This window comes from Rhizobium sp. 18065 (assembly GCF_902706095.1).
GTDB lineage: Bacteria > Pseudomonadota > Alphaproteobacteria > Rhizobiales > Rhizobiaceae > Allorhizobium.
This window is the reverse complement of record NZ_CACSJP010000012.1, coordinates 1-25,715: the sequence shown is the minus strand read 5'-3', so window position 1 is coordinate 25,715 and position 25,715 is coordinate 1. Positions and strand designations below refer to the sequence as shown.

The window sequence follows — 25,715 nt, the reverse complement described above, 5'->3', positions numbered from 1 at the left end:
GGCGCTGATGGTTTGGCCAGATGAGTTTCCTCCCCCAGATGCAGACCCGCACCGAAGGATTTTCTGTCCTTCGTAATTTTCATCGGCGCTATTGGGATGGCATGGTCGTCGATCTCTGGGATGTCGATTGTGCGGTCGATGCCGGTGGGTATTACATGGGGCCGCACCCGAGACTGTTTGCGGTGCTGGCGGCCCGTCGGCGGCCCGAGGGCAGTTTCGTCATGGCTGAAATCGGTGGGCCACTCGTCGACGCCTGCTATCGGCGCTCGGTGTCCTTCATTCCGGCCGGGCTGGAACTGCGCACGGAAATGTCGGGGATGGAATTTCTCCAGCATCTAGATCTGCATTTCGATGTCGATGGCCTCACCCGCCGCTTTGGCGAGGATTTGCCGCTGGACCGGCTCGCGGAGCCGAAATTCATGGTGCAGGATCAGCGGCTGCTGGCGCTTGCCGATCTGATTGCGGCCGAATGCGCGTCGCCTGATCCGCTGCACCATCTTTATGGTGACGGACTGACGCTCGCGCTTCTGATCGACGTGCTGAAAATTGCGCCGCCGACACTGCGCAGCCGATCAAGGCTGGCGCCGTGGCAATTGCGCAAGGTTACCGCGTTCATGGAGCACAATTGCCTGAGGGCGATCCGGTTGGAAGAACTGGCGGCGATCACCGGCCTGTCGCAATCGCATTTCAGCCATGCCTTCAAGGCGAGCACCGGCGTGCCACCGCATCAATGGCAATTGCGGGCGCGGATGGATCGGGTCAAGGCATTGCTGATCAAGCGGGATATGTCGTTGACGACGGTCGCAGCCGAGACGGGTTTTTCCGATCCGGCGCATTTCGCCCGGACCTTCCGCCGCCATACGGGCCTGTCGCCGTCTGCGTGGCGCAAGGCCTATGGGGCTTGAGCGCCTTCAGAATGGGTGCCGTGCTTGTGTGCACTGCCGCAAAGTTTGTCCAGAATTGATCCAGTCGCAGCAGGATCGGACAAGCAGCACAACAATACCTGATATAAACACTCATCTTATTTGACGGAATTGAGGCGGATGCCAGATCCAGCCAGATGGGGTGTAGTTAAGATGGGTTCAGTGAGGAATTACCGGTCGTTGACGCGGGCGTGCTATGCGGGCGTTGCCATTTTTGTGGCCGGCGCACCGGCCCTGGTTCAGGCCCAGGAAGCCAGCACGCAGCTTTCCACGATCGTTGTCGAGGGCAAGAAGCAGACGGCCACCGGTCCGGTCGACGGATATGCCGCGCGCCAGACCGGCACCGGTTCCAAGGCTGCAACCCCGATCAGCGAAATCCCGCAATCCGTGTCGGTCGTCGGCCGCGAGGAGATCGAGGACCGCGGCGTGACCAGCAAGGTCGACGAGATCCTCCGCTATACCTCGGGCGTGCTGGCGCAGCCTTTCGGTGCTGACGGCGACACAGACTGGATCTATATCCGCGGTTTCGACGCGACACAGACCGGTGTCTTCCTCGATGGTCTGAACCTGTGGAGCTACGGATTCGGTGGCTTCCAGATGGATCCGTTCTTCCTGGAGCGCGTCGAAGTGCTCAAGGGGCCGGCCTCGGTGCTCTACGGTGGCGCCAATCCGGGCGGCATCGTCAACATGATCAGCAAGCGGCCGCTGGATGAAAACCGGACCTATACGGAAACCGGCATCAACAATCACGGTACGGCCTTCTTCAATTTCGACGTCAATCGCGTCTTCGAGGAGCAGGGTGTCTCCACCCGCCTCACCGGCAAGATCGACGGTGGCAATACCGAGACCGGAGACGAATTCCGCGGCGTCGTCATGCCGCAGATCACCTGGAGCCCGGACGAGGCAACCAAGCTCAATGTCTATGCCTATTACTCGTATCTCGATCAGCAATATGGCACCAACGGCTTCCTGCCGTATGTCGGTACCGTGGTCGATGCATCCTTCGGCAAGATCGACCCCACCGTTGACTACGGTGAACCGAGCACCGACTACAGCACGATCCGCCAGCAGATGGTCGGCTACGAGTTCGAGCACGAGTTCGACAGCGGCTGGACGGTGACGCAGAACGCCCGCTACGGTCATGTCGAGCGGGACGAGAATTCGCCATACACCTATGGCTACTATGATCCGGCCAATCCTTATTCCAGCTTCCAGGCGCCGGTCACGGCAGATGCTCAACTGCAGCGCTATGGTTTCGAACATGAAACGGCGGTCGATAGCTTCGCCGTCGACAATCGCCTGAACGGCGAATTCGAGACGGGAGCGCTTGATCATCAACTGATGGTCGGTCTCGATTACAAGCATTACCAGCTCGAGAGCGTCCAGGCTTTCGCATTTGCAACACCTGTGACTGCCGTCGATCCGGTCCATGGCGTCACGCAGCCGACCAACGGCGTGTATATCAACCAGACGCTGACCCTTCAGCAGCTTGGCTTCTACGCCCAGGACCAGATCCGCTTCGGCGATGGCTGGATTGCGACGCTGAACGGCCGCTATGACATTATCGATACCGAACTCGATGACCACCTCTACACTGCAGACTACGAATCCAACGATGCAGCCCTTTCCGGTCGTGCAGGCCTCGCCTACCAGTTTGCCAATGGCCTGACCCCCTATGTGAGTGGCGGAACCTTCTTCAATCCGGTGATCGGCACGACGCTTGGCGATGCGTTGGAGCCGGAGGAGGGCTATCAGGTCGAGGGCGGCTTCAAATACGAGCCGACTGCGTTTCCGGGCATGATTACAGCCTCCGTCTTCCATATCACCAAGCAGAATTGGACGGACACCACGCTCGGCATCTCGACCCAGGTCGGCGAAGTCACCTCCGACGGCGTCGAGTTCGAGGGCAAGGTTGATCTGAACGACGACTGGAAGCTCCTGGCTTCCTTCACCTACCAGTCCTTGGAAGTCACCGCGGACGAGAACGGCTCGCTCATCGGCAGCACGCCCTATCTGACACCTGAGGTGCTGGCATCCACCTGGATCGACTACACAGTGCCGACAGGTGCCCTGGAAGGCTTGAGCCTTGGCGCCGGCCTTCGCTATCAGGGCGAGTCCTGGGCCGATATGCCGAATACCTCGAAGGTGCCGGATGCCGTGTTGACGGATCTTGCCCTCCGTTACGAGAAGGATGGCTGGGGTGCGTCGCTGAATGTCAACAACCTGTTCGACAAGCAATATGTCGCCGGCTGCAAGAGCACGCTGACCTGCGGCTATGGCGAAGGGCGCACAATCACCTTCAAGCTGACGAAGACCTGGTAAATCCGGCTTAACACATCAACCTGACAACGAAAGAGGCCGCCGGCGGAAACGCTGGCGGCCTTTTGTCAGCAACGATCACGCGGTGGCAATGCCGGTGACATCCGTCACCACCGATTTCACCCGCGATAGAGAAATTCGCATCTGCCGCATTTTGAACAAAACAGTGCCCAGATTTGCGATGAAACATAACCAATCAACTTGGTTGGCGCCTGGCGCCAAAAAGGTCCGGTCTGGCGCATTGACCCCTTACCCCCAGCCCCCCAATGCTTCCGGGCCGGACCACTCCAGGTTTTCTTCCCAGATTTGATTAGATCTTGTGCTTTTCGATCATCACGGTGGCGCCGATGATCCGTGATGGCTGGCCGTCCTGGCTTGTGGCCTGCAACAGCACGGCACAGCCATCGCTCTTGTCTGAGCCGATGACCTTTGCCGGCAGCACGATGTCGAGCGGCTTGCCGTCCCACATGCCGACGGTCTGTACATCCGTCACGCTATGCCAGTAGTTCAGCTTCTGGCCGGTATTTTCACCTTTCAGTACTTCCACGGTCTGGTTTTCACGGAAGTAGACGACCACGACATCGGCCTTGCCGATGCCGGCGACAGTGCCGGCGCCGATCGAGATCGTCAGCTCGTCGCCGATGCGGCGGGTGTCGATCGGGACGACCAGCCCCTGCCCCTTGCCGTTCATGCTGTCGATCCGGCTGTTGATTTCGGCCGCGTCGGTGCCCTTCAGATGGTCGCGGCCATTGAGCACGGCCTGGGGTGTGTAGACGCCGCTGCGGCCAAAGGACTTGGCGTAGCCATATTGCCGTTCGGTATTTTCAGAAGAAGCCAGTGTGTCTGCCCAGCCGAGATAGTTCCAGTAGTCGACGTGATAGGCGAGCGCTACGACGTCACCCTGGCGCACAAGCTGCTCGAAAGCCCGGTCTGCGGGTGGGCAGGAGCGGCAGCCCTGCGAGGTGAAAAGTTCGACCACACCCTTCGGCTTGATGATCTCCTCAGCCATGACCGACGGGGCTGTCAGGCAGAACAAGATCGCACACTTTACCGCCAGATGGCCTCGAGCGCTTTTCCTGTTCATTGATGCAGTGTCCAGTCGCATGGTGGGTGACTTAGCCTTGCTTTGCGGTGGTGCAGAGATAGCCCTTCCATCGCCGACAGCAAAGTCACGATGGGGTGAAATTTGCGTCATCGCATCTGCCGGACAAGAAGACCCCAAGAAAAAGCCGCCGGCGTGTGGCCGGCGGCTGATTTGTTGAGGAGCTGGACGCAATCAGGCAGCCAGGTCGCGAAGAACGGTCTGCAGAATGCCGCCGTTGTTCATGTAGGTCACCTCATCCAGCGTATCGATGCGGCAGAGGATCGGAAGATCCTTCACCGTGCCGTCGGCGTAAGTGATCTTGGCGATCTTCTTTTCACGTGGCTTGATGTCGCCTTCCAGGCCGTCGATCTCGACAATCTCGTCACCCTTGAGGTTGAGGCTTGCCCAGGTCGTGCCTTCCTCGAAGACGAAGGGAACGATGCCCATGCCGACCAGGTTCGAGCGGTGGATACGCTCAAACGACTGGGCGATCACGGCGCGGACGCCAAGCAGGTTGGTACCCTTGGCAGCCCAGTCACGCGACGAACCGTTGCCGTATTCGACGCCGGCGAAGATGACCAGCGGCGTGCCTTCAGCCTTGTACTGCATGGCCGCGTCGTAGATCGACATCTCTTCCTTGGATGGATAATGGATGGTGTAGCCACCTTCCTTGCCGTTCGGGCCGAGCATGTGGTTGCGGATGCGGATGTTGGCGAACGTGCCGCGCATCATCACTTCATGGTTGCCGCGGCGCGTGCCGTACTGGTTGAAGTCGGCCACTGCCACGCCATTCTCGGTGAGGTAGGCGCCGGCTGGCGAAGCCGCCTTGATCGAACCGGCCGGAGAAATGTGGTCGGTGGTGATCTTGTCGCCGAAGAGACCAAGAACGCGGGCGCCCTTGATGTTCTTCAGGCCGGTGCCGGTCTTGCCCATGCCAACGAAGTAGGGCGGGTTCTGCACATAGGTCGACTTGTCGTCCCAGGCATAGGTCTGGCCGGCGGGAACCTGAACGGCCTGCCAGTTCTCGTCGCCCTTGAACACGTCGGCGTACTTCGATTCGTAAAGTTCGCGGGTGACGTATTTCAGGATGAATTCCTGGATCTCGTGCGAGGTCGGCCAGATGTCCTTGAGATAGACCGGGTTGCCGTCCTGGTCTTCTCCGAGGGGCTCCGTGGTCAGGTCCTTCTGGACGGTACCGGCCAGCGCATAGGCAACGACCAGCGGCGGCGAGGCCAGGTAGTTGGCCTGGACGTCCGGCGAGATGCGGCCTTCGAAGTTGCGGTTGCCCGACAGGACGCCGGCGGTGATCAGGCCCTTGTCGTTGATCGTCTTCGAGATCGGCGCCGGCAGCGGGCCGGAATTGCCGATGCAGGTGGTGCAGCCAAAGCCAACGAGGTTGAAGCCGAGTGCATCGAGCGAGGTCTGAAGGCCGGACTTGGCGAGATATTCGCCGACGACCTGCGATCCCGGTGCCAGCGAGGTCTTGACCCAGGGCTTGGACTTCAGGCCCTTGGCAACGGCATTGCGTGCCAGGAGGCCAGCTGCAATCAGCACGCTCGGGTTCGAGGTGTTGGTGCAAGAGGTAATAGCCGCAATGGCGACATCGCCATGGCCGATGTCATAGTCTGTGCCCTCAACCGCGTAGCGATTGGTCAGCTGGCCCGGCTTCTTGTAGTCGGTTTCCAGAGCCGTCGCAAAGTTCGGTGCGATGGTTTCGAGCGGCAGGCGGCCTTCCGGACGTTTCGGGCCGGCCATCGACGGGACGACCTCACCGAGGTCCAGTTCGAGCGTGTCGGTGAAGACGAGTTCGGCGCCGTCGCCATCGCGCCACATGCCCTGAACCTTGGAATAGGCTTCGACAAGCGCGATGCGGTCCTTGGTGCGGCCGGACATGGTCAGGTAGTTGATGGTTTCGCCGTCAACCGGGAAGAAGCCGCAGGTTGCGCCATATTCCGGGCCCATGTTGCCGATGGTCGCACGGTCGGCGAGCGACATCGAATCGAGGCCCGGGCCGAAGAATTCGACGAACTTCGACACGACGCCCTTCTTGCGCAGCATCTGGACGACGGTCAGCACGAGGTCGGTCGCGGTGACGCCTTCCTTGACCTTGCCGGTCAGCTTGAAGCCGATGACTTCCGGAAGAAGCATGGAGACAGGCTGGCCGAGCATGGCGGCTTCGGCTTCGATGCCACCGACGCCCCAGCCGAGAACGCCGAGACCGTTGATCATCGTGGTGTGGCTGTCCGTGCCGACGCAGGTGTCGGGATAGGCCGTCGTTTCGCCGTCCTCATCCTTGGTCCAGACGGTCTGGCCGAGATATTCGAGATTGACCTGATGACAGATGCCGGTGCCGGGCGGTACCACGCGGAAGTTCTTGAACGCCTGCTGGCCCCACTTGAGGAAGCGGTAGCGCTCGCCATTGCGCTCGTACTCGAGCTCGACGTTGCGGGCGAATGCCGTCGGCGTGCCGAATTCATCGACGATGACCGAGTGGTCGATGACGAGGTCGACGGGTACCAGCGGGTTGATTTTTTCCGGATCGCCACCGAGGTTGACCATGGCGTCGCGCATGGCGGCGAGGTCGACGACGGCCGGAACGCCGGTGAAGTCCTGCATCAGGACGCGGGCCGGGCGGTAGGCGATTTCGTTTTCAGCCGTGCCCTTATCGACGAGCCAGGCGGCGACGGCCTCGATGTCCTTCTTGAAGACGGACCGGCCGTCTTCATTGCGCAGGAGATTTTCCAGCAGGACCTTCATGGAATAGGGCAGCTTCGACACGCCGGCGAGGCCGTTCGCCTCGGCCTTCGGGATGCTGTAATAGACGTAGTCTTTGCCGTTAACGGTCAAGACCGAACGGCAGTTGAAACTGTCGAGTGATTTAGCCACGGATAGAAACCCCGCTGATACTGATAGCCAACACAATCGTGCGGACGCCTATGCACTTCATGCACATCAGGATGCGGGTACGGCCATTTCCGCTGTCCGCCCGTGAAATATTGCTGTCGCAACGTTCATGTTCGGCACAAGGATGAAGTTCACGCCGACCGCTGGCGTGCTTGCAGGTCTTATAGATAGTTTCTAAGAAAGGTTCCAGACCGACCAATGGCGAATTTCGACAAATTTTTGCAACGCGATGATTAAAATCTTAATGAAGGGTCGGCCATGCGCCTGACGGTAGAAAACCTGAGTGCGCGACGCGGCGAGGAATTCATTTTTGTAAACATTTCCTTTGACTTGGGTCCGGGCGATGCGCTGGTCCTGACAGGCCGCAACGGGTCGGGAAAATCCACGCTTTTGCGTGTCGTTGCAGGGCTTCTGCGACCGGAGACAGGCCAGGCTGAATGCCAGATTTCGGCGGATGGCGAGATGCGTCCGGCGGGGGAATTCAGCCATTATCTCGGTCACCGCAATGGCATGAAGCGGGAACTGACGGTTGATGAAAACCTCGGTTTCTGGCGCCGTTATCTCGGTGATGTCGGCACTGGCCAGAGCCTGTCGGTCCAGGATGCGGCCCAGGCTGTCGGTCTCGCAGACATTACGCATCTTCCTTACGGCTATCTTTCCGCCGGCCAGCAGCGGCGATTCGCCATGGCGCGACTGCTTGTCGCCTACCGGCCGATCTGGATTCTCGATGAGCCGACGGCCGCGCTTGATTCGCGTGCCGATGCAATGTTCGAAGGCCTGGTGCGCCGGCATCGCGCTTCCGGCGGCATCGTGCTCGCCGCGACGCACCAGCCGCTCGGCCTGGACGGCGCACAGCAACTGGAGATGCGCGGTTTCGACCATGCCGAGACGGAGGACGTGCTATGATCGCGCTTTTCCTGCGTGACCTGAAACTGTCCGTCCGTGCCGGTGGCGGTGCGCTGATCGGCGTCCTGTTCTTCATGACGGTCGTCGCCGTCATCCCCTTCGGCGTCGGCCCCGATCTCAATCTTCTGGCGCGGATCGGTCCGGCGATCGTCTGGATCGGCGCTCTTCTGTCGGCGCTTCTCGGGCTCGACCGGCTGTTCCAGGCCGAGCGAGATGACGGCGCGCTGGATGTGATCCTGATGCAGGAGACGCCGCTGGTGCTGACCGTGTTCGTCAAATGCCTCGCCCATTGGGTGGCTACCGGCCTGCCACTGGTCATCGCCTCGCCGCTGCTCGGATTGTTCATGAACATGAGCGAGGTGGCGATCGGGGCGGTGATGCTGACCCTGCTGGTCGGGTCTCCGGCGATCACCTTCATCGGTGCGGCCGGTGCCGCGGTCGCAGTCGCTCTGCCGCGCGGCGGCCTGCTGGTCTCGATCCTTGTCCTGCCGCTGGCCATCCCGGTGCTGATCTTCGGGGTCAGCGCATCCTATGCCGCCGTCGAGGATCCGGCTCCATTTTTACCCCCCTTCCTCTTTTTGGTCGCGATCATGCTGTTCTTTGCGGTGATCGGGCCACTTGCGGCAGCGCTGGCGCTGCGCAGTGCCGCGGACTGACTATGCCCGGATTGACCAGGATCAATTGCAGCAACAGGGATGACAGGTTAGAAGCAATCTTATGAGCGATACCAGCCTTGCCATCTCGAAAATCGGCGATCTCGCCAATCCGACGCGTTTTCTCGCGCTCACGGCGCGTGTTCTGCCGTGGCTGTCCGGCATCACATTGCTGTTGTTTGCCGTCGGCCTCTACATGAGCTTTACCACCGAGGGCGACTACCAGCAGGGCGATACCGTGCGCATCATGTATGTGCATGTGCCGGCCGCCTGGCTGTCGATGATGTGTTACTCGGTGATGGCACTGTCGGCGATCGGCACGCTGGTCTGGCGCCATCCGCTGGCCGATGTCAGCCACAAGGCCGCAGCCCCGCTTGGTGCTGCCTTCACGCTGATCGCGCTGATCACCGGTTCGCTCTGGGGCAAGCCGATGTGGGGCACGTGGTGGGTCTGGGATGCGCGGCTGACCTCGGTCTTCGTGCTGTTCCTGATGTATCTCGGCCTGATCGCGCTCAACCGCGCGATGGACGAACCGTCCCGGGCGGCGCGCCTGAGTTCGGTGCTGATCCTGGTCGGCTTCGTCAATATCCCGATCATCAAGTTCTCGGTCGAGTGGTGGAACACGCTGCATCAGCCGGCAAGCGTCATCAGGCTGGATGGGCCGACGGTGGATCCGGAATTCCTCTGGCCTTTGCTCGTCATGGCCGTCGCCTTCAGCATGCTGTTCTTCACCCTGCATTTTGCCGCGATGCGCAACGAGATCTGGCGGCGCCGTGTCAGCGCCCAGCGCCGCATGGCCGCCCGCCAGGCCAGCCGGGAGCACGCCGCATGAGCCACGCCTTCTATATTTACGGCTCCTATCTCCTGACGGCGCTGATCTGTCTTGTGCTGATCGGCTGGGTCTGGCTCGATGGCCGGGCACGGCAGGGCGAGCTGAAGGCCCTGGAGGCTTCCGGCATTCGCCGCCGCTCCGCTGCCGTCAAACTGGGTGAGGGGGCATGAACACGCAGCCCTCCGAACCGGTGAAGGCCCGCAAGGGTTTCGGGCGTTATCTTTTCGCGCTACTGCCACTGGCTTTCTTTGCCGTGATCGCAGGCACGGCGGCCAAGATGCTCTACGAGCAGGATGTCAACGGCCGCGATATTTCCGTCATTCCCTCGGCACTGATCGGCACCAAAGCGCCAGCACTGGCGCTGCCCGCGCTGGAGGGCTCCGAACGACCGGCGCTGACCACGGCCGTCATGGCTGGCAAGCTGACGCTGGTCAATGTCTTTGCCTCCTGGTGCGTGCCATGTCGCGAGGAGCACCCGATGCTGCTGGAACTGTCCAAGGACCCGCGCATCACCCTGGTCGGCATCAACTACAAGGACCGCAACGACAATGCGCTGCGGTTCCTCGGAGAACTCGGCAACCCTTTCCAGGCGATCGGCATCGATCCGAATGGCAAGGCGGCGATCGACTGGGGTGTCTACGGCATTCCGGAAAGCTACCTCGTCGCCCCAGACGGTACGATCCTCTATAAAAAAGTCGGACCGTTCGATCCGCAGTCGATCGAGACGCAGCTGATGCCGGCGATCGAAAAGGCACTGACTGCCGGCAGCTAACCCGTATCACGTATTGATACCCCGTCTTGACATCGGGTTCGTATCTATTGATGATACGTTGTCGGAGGTCGAACGATGATCCGTTCATTCAAGGACAAGCGCACCCGTTCGATTGATGATGGATCCATCCGCAAGGGGTTTCCCGCCGATCTCGTTCGTCGGGCACATCAATTGCTGACTTTGCTTGATGCAGCCAAGGATCTGAGCGACTTGCGATCGCCGCCCGGCAATCGGCTGGAGAAACTCAGTGGCGATCGTGAAGACCAGTATTCAATCCGGATCAACATCCAATGGCGCATTTGTTTCGTGTGGACTGACGCCGGACCAGAAAACGTCGAGATCACCGATTACCATTGAGCCACAAGGCCGCAGGGAGACGACAAGATGAGTATCAGCAAAGCACCGCCGATCCATCCGGGAGAAATTCTGAGAGAGCTCTACCTCGCGCCGTTGAGCATGACGCCTTATTCCCTCGCCCGGCAACTGCGCGTCCCGAGAACGCGCATCGAACGCATTGTCGGAGAAAAAGTCGGTATCAGCGCGGATACAGCCTTACGATTGGCCAAGTTCTTTCAAACGACGCCGGAGTTCTGGCTGAACCTCCAGGCCGGTTACGATCTGAAGCGGGAAAGCTCGGCGCTGGAAGCGGAATTGGCGCAAATTCCAGCGTTTGAAGCCGCCTGAATATCCTCAGAGAGCCGCCTGCCATTCCTTGATCGCATCGACCGGCCAGACCAACATCAGCACATTGAGTGTCAGGTTGTCGCGGATGATGTAGCCCGTTGCGAGTTCGAAGCCGATGGCAATCACCACCGTCAGCCATATTGGTGCGCGCGCGGCAAACCAGAAGCCGGCGATCATCGCGACCATGTCCATGGCCGAATTCAGGATGCTGTCGCCTTCGTAGCCGACTGCCATCGTTGCGGACCGATAGCGGTTGATGATGATCGGCGAGTTTTCCAGGATCTCCCAGCCCGCCTCGATGACGGCTGCCAACGTCAGGCGCGCGCCGATCGAGGCCTTGCGCAGGACGGCCCAGCCGAGCAGGTAGAACAGGAAGCCGTGAATGATGTGCGACGGTGTGTACCAGTCGAACAGGTGCTGGGAATTGCCCGGCGTGTTGACGCCCGGCTCGAACAGCTTGATGTAGCCGCAGGAACAGATCCACAGGCGGCCCATGAAATACTGTGCGGCGATCTGGACGATCAGCACGACAGCCGTGGCGATCAGCCAGAAGCTCAGGCTGGATCTGCGTTCGCTTTCGCTCATCGCCGGCGCACTCATTCTTTATTGCCCGATGTTTCATCCTCGAGCGAATGTTTCATGATCAGCGGCATCTGGGCGAGCGTGAACAGGATGGTGATCGGCATGGTGCCCCAGACCTTGAAACTCACCCAGGCATCATTGGAGAAATTGCGCCAGACCACCTCGTTGATCACGGCAAGAAAGAGGAAGAAGATGCCCCAGCGCAGGGTCAGCTTGCGCCAGCCTTCGGCATCGAGCTGGAAGGCGGCGTTGAAAACGTAACCGAGCAGCGATTTGCCGAACAGCAGGCCGCCGAGCAGGACAACGCCGAACAGCGAATTGACGATGGTCGGCTTCATCTTGATGAAGGTCTCGTCCTGCAGCCAGATCGACAGCGTGCCGAACACCATGACCACGATGCCCGAGACGAAGGGCATGATCGGCAGATGCTTGAAGATCAGCTTGGAGGCAATCAGCGATGCGATCGTCGCCACCATGAACAGGGCGGTGGCGATGAACAGCGGGCCGCCGACAGCGGTCAGTGCGGGAAAAGTCTTGGCCAGCCATTCGCCGCGCAGGTTGCCGAAGAAGAAGACGAGCAGGGGGCCGAGCTCGAGCGCCATTTTCAGCATCGGATGATGCTTCTCAGTCGGGCTCGCCTCGATGTCGCTGGAATGGGCGGTCATTGCGTCGTCTTTCGTGGTTTTGTCCGGAAAATTGTTCATCGGGCGATACCTGCAATCGCGCTGGCGAAATCCTCGGCCTCAAAGGGCTCAAGGTCGTCGACGCCTTCGCCGACGCCGATGAAATAGACCGGCAGTTTGTGCTTGGCGGCAATCGCCACAAGAATGCCGCCGCGGGCGGTGCCATCAAGCTTGGTCATGATCAAGCCGTTGACACCGGCGACATTGCGGAAGATCTCGACCTGGTTCATGGCGTTCTGGCCGGTAGTCGCGTCCAGCGTCTGGAGCACGGTATGCGGTGCATCGGGATCGAGCTTGCCGAGCACGCGGACGATCTTTTCGAGCTCGGCCATCAGCTCCGTCTTGTTCTGCAGCCGGCCGGCCGTGTCGATGATCAGCACATCGGCCTTTTCGGCCTTGGCGCGCTCGAATGCATCATAGGCGAGGCCGGAAGCATCGGCGCCGAGCTTGCTGCCGACGAAGGTCGAGCCGGTGCGGTCGGCCCAGATCTTCAGCTGCTCGATGGCTGCGGCGCGGAATGTGTCGCCGGCGGCCAGCATGACTTTCAGGCCCGAGCCCGAAAGCTTGGCGGCGAGCTTGCCGATCGTCGTGGTCTTGCCGGTGCCGTTGACGCCGACGACCAGGATGACATGCGGCTTGTGATTGAGGTCGAGCGCCAGCGGCTTGGCGACCGGCTTCAACACCTTGACGATCTCGCCGGCCATGATCCGGGTCACGTCCTCGCCGGTCACGTCCTTGCCGTAGCGCTCGGACGACAGCGTGTCGGTAACACGTAGCGCGGTCTCGACACCGAGATCGGCCTGGATCAGCAGGTCTTCCAGTTCTTCAAGGGTCTCTTCGTCAAGCTTGCGCTTGGTGAACAGCGCGGTGATCTGGCTGGTCAGCTGCGAGGATGTGCGAAACAAGCCGGCCGTCAGGCGCTGGAACCAGGTCAGCTTTGTCGCCGGAGCCTCGGCCGCCGGTTCAACCGGCAGGGTGTCCGCCGTGGCGAAGCCCTTCGGCAGGGCAACCGGTGTCTGCACCGGCGGTGTATCGACGGGTTCGATGATTTCGCCATGCGAGATATCGGCCGGTTGGACCGGGTTTTGATGGAATATCAGCGCTTCGGCCTTGGCAGGCTCGATGTCCGCCACGGTCTGCTGCTCTGCCGCTTCCTCTGCCTCCAGCAGCTCCAGCGGCACGATGGCCAGCTCGTCATCTGCCGGTTTTGGCTCAGGCAGATCCGGCAGCGATTGTTCTTCGCCGAGATCGGGCGCGGGGCCGCCTGCGGTGTCGATCTCCTCGGCGAGGACCGGATCTTCGGCCAGCGGCAGGTCCTCGACATGGTCGCGCGGTTCGCTTTCGGCGATGATCGCAGCTTCGACCTCGGGCGGCAGCGCCTTGCCTGCAAGGGTGTCGGCACCCGGTTCAGTCGGCTTTTCCTTGCCGAAGGTGAAGACTTTCCTGATGAAACCGAGAGCCATGGGTCGTGTTATTCCGTCTTCTCAGGCAGCCGCACTGGTGGCCGTTGCCGATGCAATCGTCAGATGGCGGCCATTGTGGCCACCGATCGAAACCTCGACCAGCATGCCCGGCGTAAATCCCGGCGCTGAAACGAAGGTGAAGTCTTCCGTATGGGCCATTTCGTTGCGTTCGACCAGCAGCTTTTGTCGCGTGCCGATCAAGCCGTCGAGGTGGGCGACATGCAGGCGTTCGGCGACTGCGCGCAAGGCGGCCGCACGGGCCTTGACGAGGGCGCGGTCGTGCTGCGGCATGCGGGCCGCCGGTGTGCCGGGACGCGGGCTGTAGGGAAAGACATGCAGATGGGCGATGCCGATCTCCTCCGCCATTCGTGCGGAATTGGCGGCCATCTCTTCCGTTTCCGTCGGAAAGCCGGCGATCATGTCGGCGCCAAAGGCGAAATCCGGGCGAAGGTCGCGGACCTTGCGGGCGAAAGCGATGGCATCCGCGCTGGAATGCCGGCGCTTCATGCGCTTCAGGATCAGGTCGTCGCCGTGTTGCAGCGACAGATGCAGATGCGGCATGAAACGCGGCTCGTCGGCGATCAGGTCGAAAAGATGCCGATCGACCTCGATGCTGTCGATCGAGGACAGCCGCAGCCTGAGAATGTCCGGCACCTGCTTCAGCAGCGTCGTGGCCAGCTGCCCGAGCGTCGGTTGGCCGGGCAGGTCCGCGCCGTAGCTGGTGGCATCGACGCCGGTCAGCACCACTTCGCGATAGCCGTTTTCCACCAATTTGCGGGCCTGCTCGACCACGGCGCCCATCGGCACCGAGCGGGAATTGCCGCGGCCATAGGGGATGATGCAGAAGGTGCAGCGGTGGTCGCAGCCATTTTGCACCTGCAGGAAGCCACGCACATGACCGTCAATATGATCGACCATCTGCGGCGCCGTCTCAGTGACGCTCATGATATCGTTGACGCGCAGCTTTTCTTCGGCCGAAACGCCGAAATCCGGCAGCCGGAGATAGCTATCGGCCTTCAGCTTCTCCTCGTTGCCAAGCACGGCGTCTACTTCCGGCATGGCGGCAAAACCTGCCGCATCGGTCTGCGCGGCGCAGCCGGTGACGATGATGCGGGCTTCGGGGTTTTCGCGGCGCGCGCGGCGGATCGCCTGGCGGGCCTGCTTTACGGCCTCGCCGGTGACGGCACAGGTGTTGACCAGAACGGCGTTGTTTAGCCCGGCCTTGCTGGCTTCGGCCTTCATCACTTCGGATTCGTAGGTGTTGAGGCGACAGCCGAAGGTTATGACGTCGATACCGCTCACGAGGCGGAGGCCCCGGCAATATTGTCGGCATCGCGCTGCCAATCGCCTGTGACAGGATCGACAGAACCGGACCATTCCCATTCGGCAGGACCCGTCATGACGACCTTGCTGTCGCTTTCGCGCCATTCGATCGCCAGCGATCCACGATTGGGGCTCGAGGCCACCGTGATCGTCACCTTGCGTTCGGTTCGGCCGGTACGCGCGCCCGAGACCGCCGTCGCGCAGGCGGCAGAGCCACAGGCGAGTGTCAGTCCGGCGCCGCGCTCCCAGGTGCGGGTGGTGATCGTGGTCTTGGAGGTGACGTGCGCCAGGGTGATATTGGCCTTTTCCGGGAAGATCGGATGGTTTTCCAGCAGCGGGCCGAAGCGTTCCAGATCGAAGTCCATCGGGTCGCGATCGATCCAGAAGATTGCATGCGGATTACCCATCGACATGACGGAGGGTGAGTGCAGGATCGGAGCATCGATCGGGCCGATCTGCAGCTCGATCTTGCTGGTGTCGTAGAACTCCTCCGACAGCGGAATTCGGTCCCATTCGAACACAGGCTTGCCCATGTCGACCGAAATGGTTCCGTCGGCATTCTCGGCGGCGTTCAAAATGCCGGCAATGGTTTGGAACGTGAATGCCTTGCGGCCGGTTTCAGACGCCAGCGCCTGTACGACGCACCGCGTGCCATTGCCGCAAGCCTGAGCCTTGGTGCCATCACAGTTGAGGATGTCGATATAGGCATCGGTGCCGTCGATCTTCGGGTCATGAACCGCCATGATCTGATCGAAATGGGTCTCGGTACCGCCCGCCAGGGCAATGGCCGCTGCCGGGGTGACACGATCGGTGCGGCCGCGCATGTCGACGACCAGGATCTTGTTGCCAAGCCCGTTCATCTTCGCGAAGTCGACCCGATTATCCATTGCCATGCTTCCTTGCCCTGTTGAGGGTTTATATGGCGGAAAAGCGATGAAATTACCAGTGCTGCAGCGCGAAGCGTCTCATCCTGCCGGAACGTCGAATACTTCTCCGGGCAGCAGCGGGCGGAAAAGGGCCGGATCGATGCCATGCTGGTCGAGCGCCGTGCGCAGATGAGTGACCGGATGGTCGATCGGTTCGTCGGTCAGCTGGAAAGTGCCGAAATGGTGACCGGCAACATGGGCTGCCCGGCATGCCAGCATGCCGCGGACGGCTTCTTCCGGGTTCTGGTGCTGTCCTTTCATGAACCAGCGTGGCTCATAGGCGCCGAATGGCAGGATGGCGAGGCGGAAGCTTTGATACTTCTCGGCGGCGCTGGCGTAGTTGATGCCACAGTGAAAGCCGGTGTCACCGACGTGATAGATCCGGCCTGCCGGCGTCTCGATGACAAAGGCGGCCCACAGCGCCATGCTCCGGTCGCCGGTTCCGCGGGCCGACCAATGATGGCTTGGCTCGGCGACGATGCGGACATCGGCAGAAATCCTGGCTTCGCCGCCCCAGTCAAGCGTTTCGATTTCGGCGTAGGGTATGGCGCGCCGGATGATCGTATCATTGCCCAGCGGCGTGACGATCTGTGGCGCATGCTCCTTGTGTAGGCGCTTCAATGTCGCGACATCGAGATGGTCATAATGATTGTGGGAGACAAGCACGAGATCGATCGGCGGCAGATCGGCAAAGGCGATGCCCGGCGCGATGACACGTTTGGGTCCGGCGAAGGCAACGGGGCTGGCGCGATCGGACCACAGGGGATCGGTCAGGATATTGAGCCCGGCGACCTGGACCAGGAGGGTGGCGTGGCCGACCATGGTCACCCGCAGATCCTTACCGGTGACGCGTTCTTGCGGTTTCGCCCCGGCAAAGGGGCTGGCGACCGATTTCGGCCATCGGGCGCGCTTGCCGTTGAACTGCCATTTCAGCACGTCGCGGAAGCTGCCCGGCGCAACGCCGTTGGGATTGAAAAATCGTGTGCCGTCGAAATGATCGGAAACGGGACCGTTGTAGTACGGATTCTTGCTGCCTGATGCCGTCACTTAAACCGTCCTGTTGCCCTTGATGTGTCCAGCATATGGGGGAGGCTTTGGACGGTATCCAGCATCCGTCGCGAAAATCGCATTGCCGGCTTAGTCAGGGCAAGGAGAGAGACCGGCGCCACGCTGACGTGACGCCGGTCTGGCTTGGATCAGAATTCCTGCCAATCCTGGTTTTCCGCGCTGACGGCAACGCCGCCCGCTGCCATCCGGACCGGTGCGCGGCGTGGCGATGCGGCGACGGGTGCGGCCGGTGCCGCAGGGCGTCGCGGTGCGGCCATTTCAGCGGCGGCGGAGCGCAACGCGCCTGCATTGTTGCCGAGCTGGAACTGGCGGATCAGGTCACGCAGGCGATTGGCTTCGCTGGCCAGTGTCGCGCAGGCAGCGTTGGCCTCTTCGACCATGGCTGCGTTCTGCTGGGTGACCTGGTCCATCTGGTTGACCGCCATGTTGACTTCCGACAGGCCAACCGACTGTTCGCGCGCCGAGGTGGCGATCGAATCCATGTGCTGGTTGATCGTGACAATATAGGTTTCGATGGTCTTCAGCACTTCGCCGGTCTCGCTGACCAGCTTGACGCCGCTGCTGACTTCGTCGCTGGAATTGCGGATCAGGGTCTTGATTTCCTTGGCCGCATTGGCCGAGCGCTGGGCCAGTTCGCGGACTTCCTGTGCCACAACGGCAAAGCCCTTGCCGGCCTCACCGGCGCGGGCCGCCTCGACGCCGGCATTCAGCGCCAAAAGGTTCGTCTGGAAGGCAATGTCGTCGATGACGCCGATGATGTTGGAAATCTGGCCGGACGACTGCTCGATCTTGCCCATGGCAGCGACTGCGTTCGCAACGACGGCACCGGACTGGCGGGCGCTGTCATTGGCCTGGATTGCGACCGAGCGTGCTTCCTCGGCCCGCTTGGAAGAATTGCTGACATTGACCGTAATTTCGTCGAGCGCCGCTGCCGTTTCCTCGAGCGAAGCAGCTTGCTGTTCCGTGCGCTTCGACAGATCGTCGGTGCTCTGGCTGATCTCGCGCGAACCGCTGTCGATCGCACCGCCAGCCTGGGCGACTTCGGCAAGCGTCTGGCGCAGCTGCGAAACCGCAAGGTTGAAGTCGGTGCGCAGGGTTTCGAAATCGGCGTCCAGCTGCTGGTTGATCTGGAAGGACAGGTCGCCGGCCGCCAGATGCTTCAGGCCGTCGGCCAGCGTTGCGGTGGCCTTGCTCATCGCTTCCGCACGGTCGTGCTCCAGCTGGGCTGCGCGGCGACGTTCGCCTTCGTTCTGGTTGCGCTGGCTGTCTGCCTCGTTTTCGAGATTGACGGCTCTGATGGCATTGTCCTTCAAGACCTGGACGGCACGTGCCATCGCGCCGATTTCGTCGGGACGGTTGCCATTGTCGACGGTTGCGGACAGGTCGTTCGAGGCGAGGCGGGAGATCGTGCCGGTGATGTTGGCGATGACGGATGCCAGCGAACGGGCAAAGAACAGGAAGCCGAGCGACGACAGCAGCGCGACGAGCACGGTGACGATGGCGGTCGTCCAGAGCGCCTCGCGGCTGCCCTCGACGATCGGCGTGACATCAGAGGCAATCGACATGACGCCGATCTTGTCGCCGGAGAAATTGTTGAACGGCACACCTTCGACGATGTAGCTGCGTCCGCCTTCCGTTATCTGGGCCTGCACGGGCTTGCCGTCAAAAACGGACTGTAGCTGCGCGTCCGACAGAAGCGGCTTGTCGCCCAGGGTCGAGGCCTGCTGAACCAGCTTGCCTTCGACGAGCACATGGACTGCGATTTCGCCCTGGATACGCTCCGCCAGCGGCTTGAAATAGGCATTGGCAAGGCTTGTGCCGGTATCGACGACGCCGACCACCTTGCCATCGCGCAGAACCGGCGCGGAGGCAAACATGCTGACGGCGGTTCGGCCGGGTTCCGTGCCGGCAACCAGCTTGCCGCTCGCCAGGGCACCCACCACGGTCTTGCGCCGACCCGTCATGTCATCGCCGAACTTGTCCGGCGTGTGAACGCGGGCAACGGCTTCGCCCTTGGCATTGATAAAGGTGATAAGCTGCACGCCGCCGGAGCTGACGATTTCGGGCAGGCTGCCGGAATATCGCTTGATAATCTCTTCGCGCGCATTGCCTTCGATCAAACCGGCCGTTTCCGGTTCGCCAGCCAGCGCAAGCGCAACGGTCGATGCCGTTTTCTTCTGGGCAGCCATGTCGTTTTCGATCAGCGCCAGGTCGCTCTGCATCTCTTTGCGCAGCGCATCCTCGTTCATGTTCGACTGGCGATACCATGCCGTGCCGCCAATGGCCGCACTGGTAAACAGAACTGCAGCAAAGCCATAGGCCGTGATTTTGACCCAAAGGGGTCGTTTGATTGTGGTCTCGGTCATGGTGCTCTCCTCGGTCCCGTCCGTGAGGAGAAAGTCTCGGAAAACATTCAAATTTATGTAAATTTTGAAGCGACCAGTTTTGAGGGGTGCATTCTTGTGGTGCGGTCGCGTCCGCGTTGCAGCCAGGTTGCGTCTATTGGCAGCATTGTTGACTTTCCCGACGTTTTGCTGTTTATCCCGCGCATCTGCGACGAGACAAGTACTCCGAGCCGCCGACCGGGACCCGCAAGGTATAAACAGATCCCGGAGGTCAACACCCGACAGCGCGATGCGCCCTCGGGTGCTTTTTGGCTTTGCGTCTTGTTTTCGTCCAAGGAAATACCGAGGTTTCGGGTATCTGAAGCCGAGCAAGGAAGAGCCGATGTTTGAAAACCTCCAGGACCGCCTTGGTTCCATTCTGAATGGACTGACCGGCCGTGGCGCATTGTCCGAGGCGGATGTCTCGGCAGCGTTGCGCGAGGTTCGCCGTGCACTTCTGGAAGCCGACGTCGCACTGGAAGTCGTTCGTGGCTTCATTGAAAGAGTGCGCGAAAAGGCCGTAGGCGCCGCCGTCCTGAAGTCGATCAAGCCCGGCCAGATGGTCGTCAAGATCGTCCATGACGAGCTGGTCGAGATGCTCGGCACCGAAGGCGTCGGCGTCGACCTGATGGCGGCTGCCCCTGTCGTCATCATGATGGTCGGCCTGCAGGGCTCGGGCAAGACCACCACCACCGGCAAGATCGCCAAGCGCCTGACCGACCGTGACAAGAAGAAGGTCCTGATGGCCTCGCTCGACACACGTCGCCCGGCCGCCCAGGAACAGTTGCGCCAGCTCGGCGCCCAGACCGGCATCGATACGCTGCCGGTGATCGCCGGCCAGTCGCCGACCGATATTGCCGCGCGCGCCGTGCAGGCAGCCAAGCTCGGCGGCCATGACGTGGTCATCCTCGACACCGCCGGTCGTACCCATATCGATGAGCCGCTGATGATCGAGATGGCCGAGATCAAGGCCCGCTCGAAGCCGCATGAAATCCTGCTGGTCGCCGATGCGCTGACCGGTCAGGACGCGGTCAACCTAGCGCGCAATTTCGACGAACGCGTCGGCATCACCGGTCTTGTGCTGACCCGCATGGACGGCGACGGCCGCGGCGGTGCCGCCCTTTCGATGCGCGCCGTGACCGGCAAGCCGATCAAGCTGATCGGTGTCGGCGAAAAGATGTCGGAACTCGACGAGTTCCATCCGCGCCGTATCGCCGACCGTATCCTCGGCATGGGCGACATCGTCTCGCTGGTCGAAAAGGCTGCCGAGAATATCGACGCCGAAAAGGCAGCCGCAATGGCTGCCCGCATGGCCAAGGGCAAGTTCGACCTCAATGATCTCGCCGACCAGATCGGCCAGATGCAGAAGATGGGCGGCATGGGCGGCATCATGGGCATGATGCCCGGCATGGCCGGCATGAAGGACAAGATGGCGTCCGCCGGCCTCGACGACAAGCTGTTCAAGCGCCAGATCGCGATCATCTCCTCGATGACCAAGGCCGAGCGCGCCAATCCGGACCTGCTCAAGCATTCCCGCAAGAAGCGCATCGCCGCCGGCTCCGGCACGGACGCGGCACAGATCAACAAGCTTCTGAAAATGCACCGCCAGATGGCCGACATGATGAAAATGATGGGCGGCAAGAAGGGCGGCGGCATGATGAAGCAGATGATGGGCGGTCTGGCTTCGAAGATGGGCCTTGGCGGAATGGGTGGCGGAATGGGCGGCATGCCCGATCTCTCCAGCCTCGACCCCAAGCAGCTCGAGGCGCTGGCCAAGCAGGCCGAAGCCGCCGGCATGAAGCCCGGCGCCGGTCTGCCCGGTCTGGGCAGTGGTGGCTTGCCGGGTCTCGGCGGTCCGAAGCTGCCGGGTCTCGGTGGTGGTTTCCCGGGCCTGCCCGGTCTGCCGAAGAAGAAGTGAAAGGACGCGCATGACTGATCAGACTGTCAAGCAGCAGCTTTCCGGCTATCGCCAGTCGATCGACAATATCGACGCGGCGCTGGTCCATATGCTGGCGGAACGTTTCCGCTGCACCAAGGCCGTGGGCGTGCTCAAGGCCCAATACGATTTGCCGCCGGCGGACCCGGCGCGCGAGGAATACCAGATCGCCCGCCTGCGCCACCTGGCGCAGGATGCCAATCTGGATCCGGATTTCGCCGAGAAGTTCCTGAACTTCATCATCACCGAAGTCATCCGGCATCATGAAGCCATTGCCGCCGAACACGGTGGCGTCACTGAAAAGACCGCCTGACGGCGGCCTCAACAAAAAACCGGATCTGCCGCGCGCAGTCCGGACTGAAAACCAAGGAGTAATGCAATGTCCCTGAAGATTCGTCTCGCCCGCGGTGGTTCCAAGAAGCGCCCTTACTACCAGATCGTTATCGCTGACGCCCGTAGCCCACGCGACGGCCGCTTCCTGGAGAAGGTCGGTTCGTGGAACCCGATGCTGGCCAAGGACAACGACAAGCGCGTTGAACTGAACGCCGACCGTATCAAGGAATGGCTGGTCAAGGGCGCGCAGCCGACCGACCGCGTTGAAAAGTTCCTGGCTGATGCCGGCATCGTAACCCGCGAAGCCCGCAGCAACCCGGAAAAGGCAAAGCCAGGCAAGAAGGCCATGGAGCGCGTTGCCGAGCGCAAGCAGAAGGCTGAAGACGCCGCTGCTGCCGCTGCCGAAGCTGCTGCTGAATAAGAGGGTTTAACCCCTCATCGGACGGGCGGTGGGTTTCCCACCGCCCGTTTTTGCGTTTTCTTTCTCTGCGCTTGCCCTTAAAAGGGTCAAGAAACCTTCGTCTCTCTCCAGGATAGCAAAGACCCATGACCGTGCTGCAGAACCCCGTCTTGATGGCCGTGATCGGCGCTGCCCAGGGCTTGCGCGGCGAGGTCCGGGTGAAAACCTACACCGCCGACCAGCTTTCGCTCGGCGAATATGGCGCGCTCTACAGCGCAGATGGCCGCAAGTTCGAGATCCTCGATATCCGCGAAGCCAAGACGGTTGCGATCGTGCGTTTCCGCGGTATCAACGACCGCAATGTCGCTGAGACGCTGAACGGGCTTGAATTGTTCGTTGATCGCGACAGCCTGCCGAATGACGATCTGGACGATGACGAATTCTATTATGCCGATCTCGAGGGTCTCGAGGTTTATGACGCCGAGAACAATCACTATGGCGCGGTGTCCGGCGTCTATGATTTCGGTGCCGGCGATCTGCTGGAGCTGAAGGGTCCAGGCAAGCGGCCGGTCCTCATTCCTTTCTCGGAAGCCGCCGTGCTCGAGATTGATCTTGAGGGCAATCGTATCCTGGTCGATCCGATTGCCGCCGGCCTCAAGGATGACGGCGAGGAAAAGCCCTACGGTCTCGGCAAGCCGCGTCCGCCCTATGGCAGCAAATGAACCTGCCATGAGCTTCAAGGCCTCCATTCTGACCCTCTATCCGGATATGTTTCCGGGCCATCTCGGCCACGCGCTTGCCGGCCGGGCGCTGGAGCGTGGCGACTGGTCGCTGGAAGCGGTGCAGGTCCGCGATTTCGCCGAAGACAAGCATCGCAGTGTCGATGACACGCCGTCCGGCGGCGGCGCCGGCATGGTGCTCAAGCCTGACGTCCTGGCGCGCGCGATTGATTCCATAGCCGACGATGCAAGGCCGCGTTTGCTGATGAGCCCGCGCGGTCGGCCGCTGACCCAACAGCGCGTGCGTGCGCTTGCGGACGGCGAAGGCGTGGTGATCGTCTGCGGCCGCTTCGAGGGCGTCGACCAGCGCGTCATTGATGCGCGGCAGCTCGAGGAAGTTTCCATCGGCGACTATATATTGTCTGGTGGCGAGCCGGCAGCGCTCACCCTGCTTGATGCCGTGGTGCGCATTCTGCCCGGCGTGATGGGCAACCAGCTGTCGGGTGTGCATGAGAGTTTCGAGGGCGGATTGCTGGAGCATCCACACTATACGCGGCCGCAGGTCTTTGAAGGCTCGGAGATCCCCGACGTGCTGACGTCCGGCAATCATGCGGCGATTGAAAAGTGGCGTCACGCCGAAGCGGTCAAGCTGACGCGGGCGCGCCGCCCGGATCTCTTGGCGTCGGATCTCTTGGCGCCGGATCTTCTGGTGGATGGCCGGCCTCAGCCCGTGACGAAGTAGTAGATCGACAGTCCGACGCCGGCACTCACCACCAGCCAGCGCAGGACCGCCTGCGGCACTTTCTTCGCCATGGCGACGCCTGCATAGCCGCCGAGGGCGGTGGCGGGGATCATGACGAGGGCATGGATCCAGGATACGGCGCCGGCACCGACGAAGACGATGATCGCAACGGCTGCGATGACGATCGACAGGAAATTCTTCAGCGCATTCAGCCTGTGATAGTCGCCGCCGCTGGCCAGTCCGAGCGAAGCCAGCATCATGATGCCCATTCCGGCACCGAAGAAGCCGCCGTAAAAAGAGGTTGCCGCCTGGAGGGCAAGGCCCAGCGGACTTGCCGGATGGCTTTCTCCCGCTGTCTTCGGCCGCAGTTTCGGACCGGCCGCAAACACTGCCGTCGCCGCCAGCAGCAGCCAGGGCACCATGGCGCGGAAAGACGGATTGGACAGCGATATCAGGAACAGGGCGCCGCCCAGCGCCGCAATCGCCGATACGATGCCCAGGGCCAGCGCGCCTTTCCAGAGGCCGGAAAATTCTTTGCGATAGGCCAGTGTCGAGGTGATATAGCCGGGAAACTGAATGATCGACGAGGTGGCATTGGCGCTGATCGGCGGGACGCCCGCCAGCGTCAGCGCACCGAAGGTCAGGAAGGTGCCGCCGCCGGCAATGGCATTGACCGCGCCGGACAGGAAGCCGGCGACAAACAGCAGGCAGATCAGGGCCATGGACATTCAGCAACTCCTCTTCATGCGACTGGTCGTAGTCATAGCATCGTAAAATTGGCCGACAAGCCGCATTTCAAGGGCTTCCGGCGGATAAAATTGGGGCTGAAGGGGTGACAAGCCGTGCCCCATGGTGTAATGGCCCGCTCGGATATGGGCAACAAGCCCGTCTGCCAAAACAAAGAACCGCGTATTCGCTCCCGCCCGATTGGGCAAGATCCGGAGGCCCTGGCCGAAGGATGATCGTAGAGCGCTCTGGCCGTTTCAGAAGAAATTGAGGTTAGACATGAACATCATTCAGCAGCTGGAAGCCGAACAGGCCGCCAAGATCGAAGCCAAGCGCAAGCTGCCGGAATTCTCGGCTGGCGACACGCTCCGCGTCAACGTCACCGTCAAGGAAGGCACGCGTACCCGCGTACAGGCCTATGAAGGCGTTTGCATCGCTCGTTCGGGCGGCGGCATCAACGAAAGCTTCACCGTTCGCAAGATCTCCTACGGCGAAGGCGTCGAGCGCGTATTCCCGGTCTACTCGCCGCTCGTTGAAAGCGTCGAAGTTGTCCGTCGCGGTAAGGTCCGTCGCGCCAAGCTCTACTACCTGCGCGATCGTCGCGGCAAGTCGGCTCGTATCGTTGAAGACACCGGCGTTCGCGCCCGCAAGCTGAACGACGCCGAGCGCGCCGCGATCGCTGAAGAAAAGGCACGTCTGGAAGCCGAAAAGGTTGCAGCAGCACAGGCTCTGGCCGCCGAAAAGGCAGCTCAGGAAGCCGCTGAAGCCAAGGCTGCTGCAGAAGCTGCTGCCGCTGCTGAAGCAACGGCTGCCGAAGGCACCGCAGAATAAGACTTTCCCGTTTCGGGATCTGGAAAAGGCGGGGCTTTGGCTCCGCCTTTTTCGTTTTGACCGATGCGACATCCGCGCGCAGGGGGTACCGGGTTTCCACACTTGTCGGTTTAGGATCTGCCTGATATCTCTCCTCGTCTGTCGGGGGATAGAATGACGAAGCGTGGACCGATTGCGACCTGGATGACGATGATGCGCATTGCGTGCGTCATTGCCCTGTGCGCTGTCGGTTTTGCCCACCGCGCGCCTGTCGCTGCAGTCTCCGTGCTGAGTGCCACAGAGATTGCCGCCCTGACACTTCCCGACGGATCTCTGCCCGACCTGTGCCTGCCGGGGCAGGGCGAGGACGGCAAATCGAAGACGCATACGGCTTCCGCCGATTGCGAAGCCTGCCGGATCTCAGGGCAGATCCTGCCGCTGATGCCGACCGATCTGGTCGGCACGCGCCTGCCGATCGCCACCCACATTGCCCTGCCGCTTCGCGCCGAGGCCTTCTATCGGCAGCTTTTCCCCCCCAATGGC

Annotated in this window: 26 protein-coding genes; 16 read left to right on the top strand and 10 right to left on the bottom strand. The window is 61.4% G+C overall.

All coding sequences use genetic code 11. The features are described from left to right. Positions 1 to 20: 20 nt before the first annotated feature. Both GVK95_RS21655 and GVK95_RS21650 read left to right on the top strand, forming a co-directional pair. Complete coding sequence (locus tag GVK95_RS21655) at positions 21 to 905, top strand: AraC family transcriptional regulator (protein ID WP_159952769.1); 885 nt, start codon at positions 21 to 23, stop codon at positions 903 to 905. 171 nt (positions 906 to 1,076) lie between these two features. Next, complete coding sequence (locus GVK95_RS21650) at positions 1,077 to 3,245, top strand: TonB-dependent siderophore receptor (RefSeq protein WP_159952768.1); 2,169 nt, start codon at positions 1,077 to 1,079, stop codon at positions 3,243 to 3,245. A gap of 307 nt (positions 3,246 to 3,552) precedes the next feature. Here the strand turns inward: GVK95_RS21650 and GVK95_RS21645 are convergent, their stop codons facing one another. Then, on the bottom strand, positions 3,553 to 4,251 hold the full coding sequence (locus GVK95_RS21645) for a thioredoxin family protein (RefSeq protein ID WP_244618862.1): 699 nt from the start codon (positions 4,249 to 4,251) through the stop codon (positions 3,553 to 3,555). A 267-nt stretch (positions 4,252 to 4,518) separates the two neighbouring features. Continuing rightward, positions 4,519 to 7,212 (bottom strand): aconitate hydratase AcnA, encoded by a 2,694-nt coding sequence (gene acnA, locus GVK95_RS21640; RefSeq protein ID WP_159952766.1) that lies wholly within the window; start codon positions 7,210 to 7,212, stop codon positions 4,519 to 4,521. Positions 7,213 to 7,488: 276 nt separating this feature from the next. Between acnA and ccmA the strand changes: the two genes are divergently transcribed. The 7 genes from ccmA (at position 7,489) to GVK95_RS21605 (ending at position 11,077) form a co-directional block, all read left to right on the top strand. Further along, positions 7,489 to 8,136: a heme ABC exporter ATP-binding protein CcmA gene (gene ccmA, locus GVK95_RS21635; protein WP_159952765.1), complete on the top strand. Its 648-nt coding sequence runs from the start codon at positions 7,489 to 7,491 to the stop codon at positions 8,134 to 8,136. After that, positions 8,133 to 8,792: a heme exporter protein CcmB gene (ccmB, locus tag GVK95_RS21630; protein WP_159952764.1), complete on the top strand. Its 660-nt coding sequence runs from the start codon at positions 8,133 to 8,135 to the stop codon at positions 8,790 to 8,792. Before ccmA ends, ccmB begins: the two co-directional genes overlap by 4 nt. 61 nt (positions 8,793 to 8,853) lie before the next feature. Continuing rightward, on the top strand, positions 8,854 to 9,621 hold the full coding sequence (locus tag GVK95_RS21625) for a heme ABC transporter permease (RefSeq protein WP_159952763.1): 768 nt from the start codon (positions 8,854 to 8,856) through the stop codon (positions 9,619 to 9,621). Beyond that, the gene (gene ccmD, locus GVK95_RS21620; RefSeq protein ID WP_159952762.1) at positions 9,618 to 9,791 is read left to right on the top strand and encodes a heme exporter protein CcmD; all 174 of its coding nucleotides are present in this window, start codon (positions 9,618 to 9,620) and stop codon (positions 9,789 to 9,791) included. The genes GVK95_RS21625 and ccmD overlap by 4 nt, the downstream gene beginning before the upstream one ends. After that, positions 9,788 to 10,393, top strand: a complete 606-nt coding sequence (locus GVK95_RS21615; RefSeq protein WP_159952761.1) for a DsbE family thiol:disulfide interchange protein — start codon at positions 9,788 to 9,790, stop codon at positions 10,391 to 10,393. The genes ccmD and GVK95_RS21615 overlap by 4 nt, the downstream gene beginning before the upstream one ends. Positions 10,394 to 10,468: 75 nt before the next feature. Continuing rightward, entirely contained in the window at positions 10,469 to 10,750 is a 282-nt protein-coding gene (locus GVK95_RS21610) for a type II toxin-antitoxin system RelE/ParE family toxin (protein WP_159952760.1), read from the top strand. 27 nt (positions 10,751 to 10,777) lie between these two features. After that, positions 10,778 to 11,077 carry a HigA family addiction module antitoxin gene (locus GVK95_RS21605; RefSeq protein ID WP_159952759.1) on the top strand — a complete coding sequence of 100 codons (300 nt, stop codon included), beginning with the start codon at positions 10,778 to 10,780 and terminating at the stop codon, positions 11,075 to 11,077. A gap of 6 nt (positions 11,078 to 11,083) precedes the next feature. Here the strand turns inward: GVK95_RS21605 and GVK95_RS21600 are convergent, their stop codons facing one another. The 7 genes from GVK95_RS21600 to GVK95_RS21570 form a co-directional block, all read right to left on the bottom strand. Then, positions 11,084 to 11,677 (bottom strand): DUF2585 domain-containing protein, encoded by a 594-nt coding sequence (locus tag GVK95_RS21600; protein WP_200844353.1) that lies wholly within the window; start codon positions 11,675 to 11,677, stop codon positions 11,084 to 11,086. After that, entirely contained in the window at positions 11,674 to 12,324 is a 651-nt protein-coding gene (locus GVK95_RS21595; RefSeq protein ID WP_159952852.1) for a septation protein A, read from the bottom strand. Before GVK95_RS21595 ends, GVK95_RS21600 begins: the two co-directional genes overlap by 4 nt. Positions 12,325 to 12,359: 35 nt before the next feature. Continuing rightward, on the bottom strand, positions 12,360 to 13,805 hold the full coding sequence (gene ftsY / locus GVK95_RS21590) for a signal recognition particle-docking protein FtsY (protein WP_159952757.1): 1,446 nt from the start codon (positions 13,803 to 13,805) through the stop codon (positions 12,360 to 12,362). Positions 13,806 to 13,826: 21 nt separating this feature from the next. Continuing rightward, entirely contained in the window at positions 13,827 to 15,107 is a 1,281-nt protein-coding gene (mtaB, locus tag GVK95_RS21585; RefSeq protein ID WP_159952756.1) for a tRNA (N(6)-L-threonylcarbamoyladenosine(37)-C(2))-methylthiotransferase MtaB, read from the bottom strand. Further along, complete coding sequence (gene dapF, locus GVK95_RS21580; RefSeq protein WP_159952755.1) at positions 15,104 to 16,015, bottom strand: diaminopimelate epimerase; 912 nt, start codon at positions 16,013 to 16,015, stop codon at positions 15,104 to 15,106. The genes mtaB and dapF overlap by 4 nt, the downstream gene beginning before the upstream one ends. A 78-nt stretch (positions 16,016 to 16,093) precedes the next feature. Further along, a complete protein-coding gene (locus tag GVK95_RS21575) occupies positions 16,094 to 17,101 on the bottom strand; it encodes an MBL fold metallo-hydrolase (protein ID WP_159952754.1) in 1,008 nt (335 codons plus the stop codon). Between the two features lie 149 nt (positions 17,102 to 17,250). After that, positions 17,251 to 19,488 carry a methyl-accepting chemotaxis protein gene (locus GVK95_RS21570; protein ID WP_159952753.1) on the bottom strand — a complete coding sequence of 746 codons (2,238 nt, stop codon included), beginning with the start codon at positions 19,486 to 19,488 and terminating at the stop codon, positions 17,251 to 17,253. A gap of 361 nt (positions 19,489 to 19,849) precedes the next feature. On the opposite strand from GVK95_RS21570, the gene ffh reads away from it, so the two are divergent. From ffh to trmD, 5 genes are all read left to right on the top strand, one after another. Beyond that, the gene (ffh, locus tag GVK95_RS21565; RefSeq protein WP_159952752.1) at positions 19,850 to 21,424 is read left to right on the top strand and encodes a signal recognition particle protein; all 1,575 of its coding nucleotides are present in this window, start codon (positions 19,850 to 19,852) and stop codon (positions 21,422 to 21,424) included. 10 nt (positions 21,425 to 21,434) lie between these two features. Further along, positions 21,435 to 21,755: a chorismate mutase gene (locus GVK95_RS21560; protein ID WP_007601627.1), complete on the top strand. Its 321-nt coding sequence runs from the start codon at positions 21,435 to 21,437 to the stop codon at positions 21,753 to 21,755. A gap of 66 nt (positions 21,756 to 21,821) precedes the next feature. Continuing rightward, complete coding sequence (rpsP, locus tag GVK95_RS21555) at positions 21,822 to 22,196, top strand: 30S ribosomal protein S16 (protein ID WP_159952751.1); 375 nt, start codon at positions 21,822 to 21,824, stop codon at positions 22,194 to 22,196. Positions 22,197 to 22,321: 125 nt separating this feature from the next. Then, positions 22,322 to 22,897, top strand: a complete 576-nt coding sequence (gene rimM, locus GVK95_RS21550) for a ribosome maturation factor RimM (RefSeq protein WP_159952750.1) — start codon at positions 22,322 to 22,324, stop codon at positions 22,895 to 22,897. Positions 22,898 to 22,904: 7 nt separating this feature from the next. Continuing rightward, entirely contained in the window at positions 22,905 to 23,636 is a 732-nt protein-coding gene (gene trmD / locus GVK95_RS21545; RefSeq protein ID WP_159952749.1) for a tRNA (guanosine(37)-N1)-methyltransferase TrmD, read from the top strand. On the opposite strand, the gene GVK95_RS21540 is transcribed toward trmD, so the two are convergent. Then, positions 23,618 to 24,364: a sulfite exporter TauE/SafE family protein gene (locus GVK95_RS21540; protein ID WP_159952748.1), complete on the bottom strand. Its 747-nt coding sequence runs from the start codon at positions 24,362 to 24,364 to the stop codon at positions 23,618 to 23,620. The two genes, trmD and GVK95_RS21540, sit on opposite strands and share 19 nt — an antisense overlap. 277 nt (positions 24,365 to 24,641) lie before the next feature. On the opposite strand from GVK95_RS21540, the gene rplS reads away from it, so the two are divergent. Continuing rightward, on the top strand, positions 24,642 to 25,193 hold the full coding sequence (gene rplS, locus GVK95_RS21535) for a 50S ribosomal protein L19 (RefSeq protein ID WP_159952747.1): 552 nt from the start codon (positions 24,642 to 24,644) through the stop codon (positions 25,191 to 25,193). A 153-nt stretch (positions 25,194 to 25,346) separates the two neighbouring features. Continuing rightward, positions 25,347 to 25,715 (top strand): hypothetical protein (locus tag GVK95_RS21530; RefSeq protein ID WP_159952746.1); only part of this gene is annotated, 369 nt, incomplete at its 3' end.

Coding starts and splice junctions, on each gene's coding strand:
- GVK95_RS21655 (WP_159952769.1), top strand. CDS start 21: ATGAGTTTCCTCCCCCAGATGCAGACCCGCACCGAAGGATTTTCTGTC.
- GVK95_RS21650 (WP_159952768.1), top strand. CDS start 1,077: ATGGGTTCAGTGAGGAATTACCGGTCGTTGACGCGGGCGTGCTATGCG.
- GVK95_RS21645 (WP_244618862.1), bottom strand. CDS start 4,251: ATGGCTGAGGAGATCATCAAGCCGAAGGGTGTGGTCGAACTTTTCACC.
- ccmA (WP_159952765.1), top strand. CDS start 7,489: ATGCGCCTGACGGTAGAAAACCTGAGTGCGCGACGCGGCGAGGAATTC.
- ccmB (WP_159952764.1), top strand. CDS start 8,133: ATGATCGCGCTTTTCCTGCGTGACCTGAAACTGTCCGTCCGTGCCGGT.
- GVK95_RS21625 (WP_159952763.1), top strand. CDS start 8,854: ATGAGCGATACCAGCCTTGCCATCTCGAAAATCGGCGATCTCGCCAAT.
- ccmD (WP_159952762.1), top strand. CDS start 9,618: ATGAGCCACGCCTTCTATATTTACGGCTCCTATCTCCTGACGGCGCTG.
- GVK95_RS21615 (WP_159952761.1), top strand. CDS start 9,788: ATGAACACGCAGCCCTCCGAACCGGTGAAGGCCCGCAAGGGTTTCGGG.
- GVK95_RS21610 (WP_159952760.1), top strand. CDS start 10,469: ATGATCCGTTCATTCAAGGACAAGCGCACCCGTTCGATTGATGATGGA.
- GVK95_RS21605 (WP_159952759.1), top strand. CDS start 10,778: ATGAGTATCAGCAAAGCACCGCCGATCCATCCGGGAGAAATTCTGAGA.
- GVK95_RS21600 (WP_200844353.1), bottom strand. CDS start 11,677: ATGAGTGCGCCGGCGATGAGCGAAAGCGAACGCAGATCCAGCCTGAGC.
- GVK95_RS21595 (WP_159952852.1), bottom strand. CDS start 12,324: ATGACCGCCCATTCCAGCGACATCGAGGCGAGCCCGACTGAGAAGCAT.
- ftsY (WP_159952757.1), bottom strand. CDS start 13,805: ATGGCTCTCGGTTTCATCAGGAAAGTCTTCACCTTCGGCAAGGAAAAG.
- dapF (WP_159952755.1), bottom strand. CDS start 16,015: ATGGATAATCGGGTCGACTTCGCGAAGATGAACGGGCTTGGCAACAAG.
- GVK95_RS21570 (WP_159952753.1), bottom strand. CDS start 19,488: ATGACCGAGACCACAATCAAACGACCCCTTTGGGTCAAAATCACGGCC.
- ffh (WP_159952752.1), top strand. CDS start 19,850: ATGTTTGAAAACCTCCAGGACCGCCTTGGTTCCATTCTGAATGGACTG.
- GVK95_RS21560 (WP_007601627.1), top strand. CDS start 21,435: ATGACTGATCAGACTGTCAAGCAGCAGCTTTCCGGCTATCGCCAGTCG.
- rpsP (WP_159952751.1), top strand. CDS start 21,822: ATGTCCCTGAAGATTCGTCTCGCCCGCGGTGGTTCCAAGAAGCGCCCT.
- rimM (WP_159952750.1), top strand. CDS start 22,322: ATGACCGTGCTGCAGAACCCCGTCTTGATGGCCGTGATCGGCGCTGCC.
- trmD (WP_159952749.1), top strand. CDS start 22,905: ATGAGCTTCAAGGCCTCCATTCTGACCCTCTATCCGGATATGTTTCCG.
- GVK95_RS21540 (WP_159952748.1), bottom strand. CDS start 24,364: ATGTCCATGGCCCTGATCTGCCTGCTGTTTGTCGCCGGCTTCCTGTCC.
- rplS (WP_159952747.1), top strand. CDS start 24,642: ATGAACATCATTCAGCAGCTGGAAGCCGAACAGGCCGCCAAGATCGAA.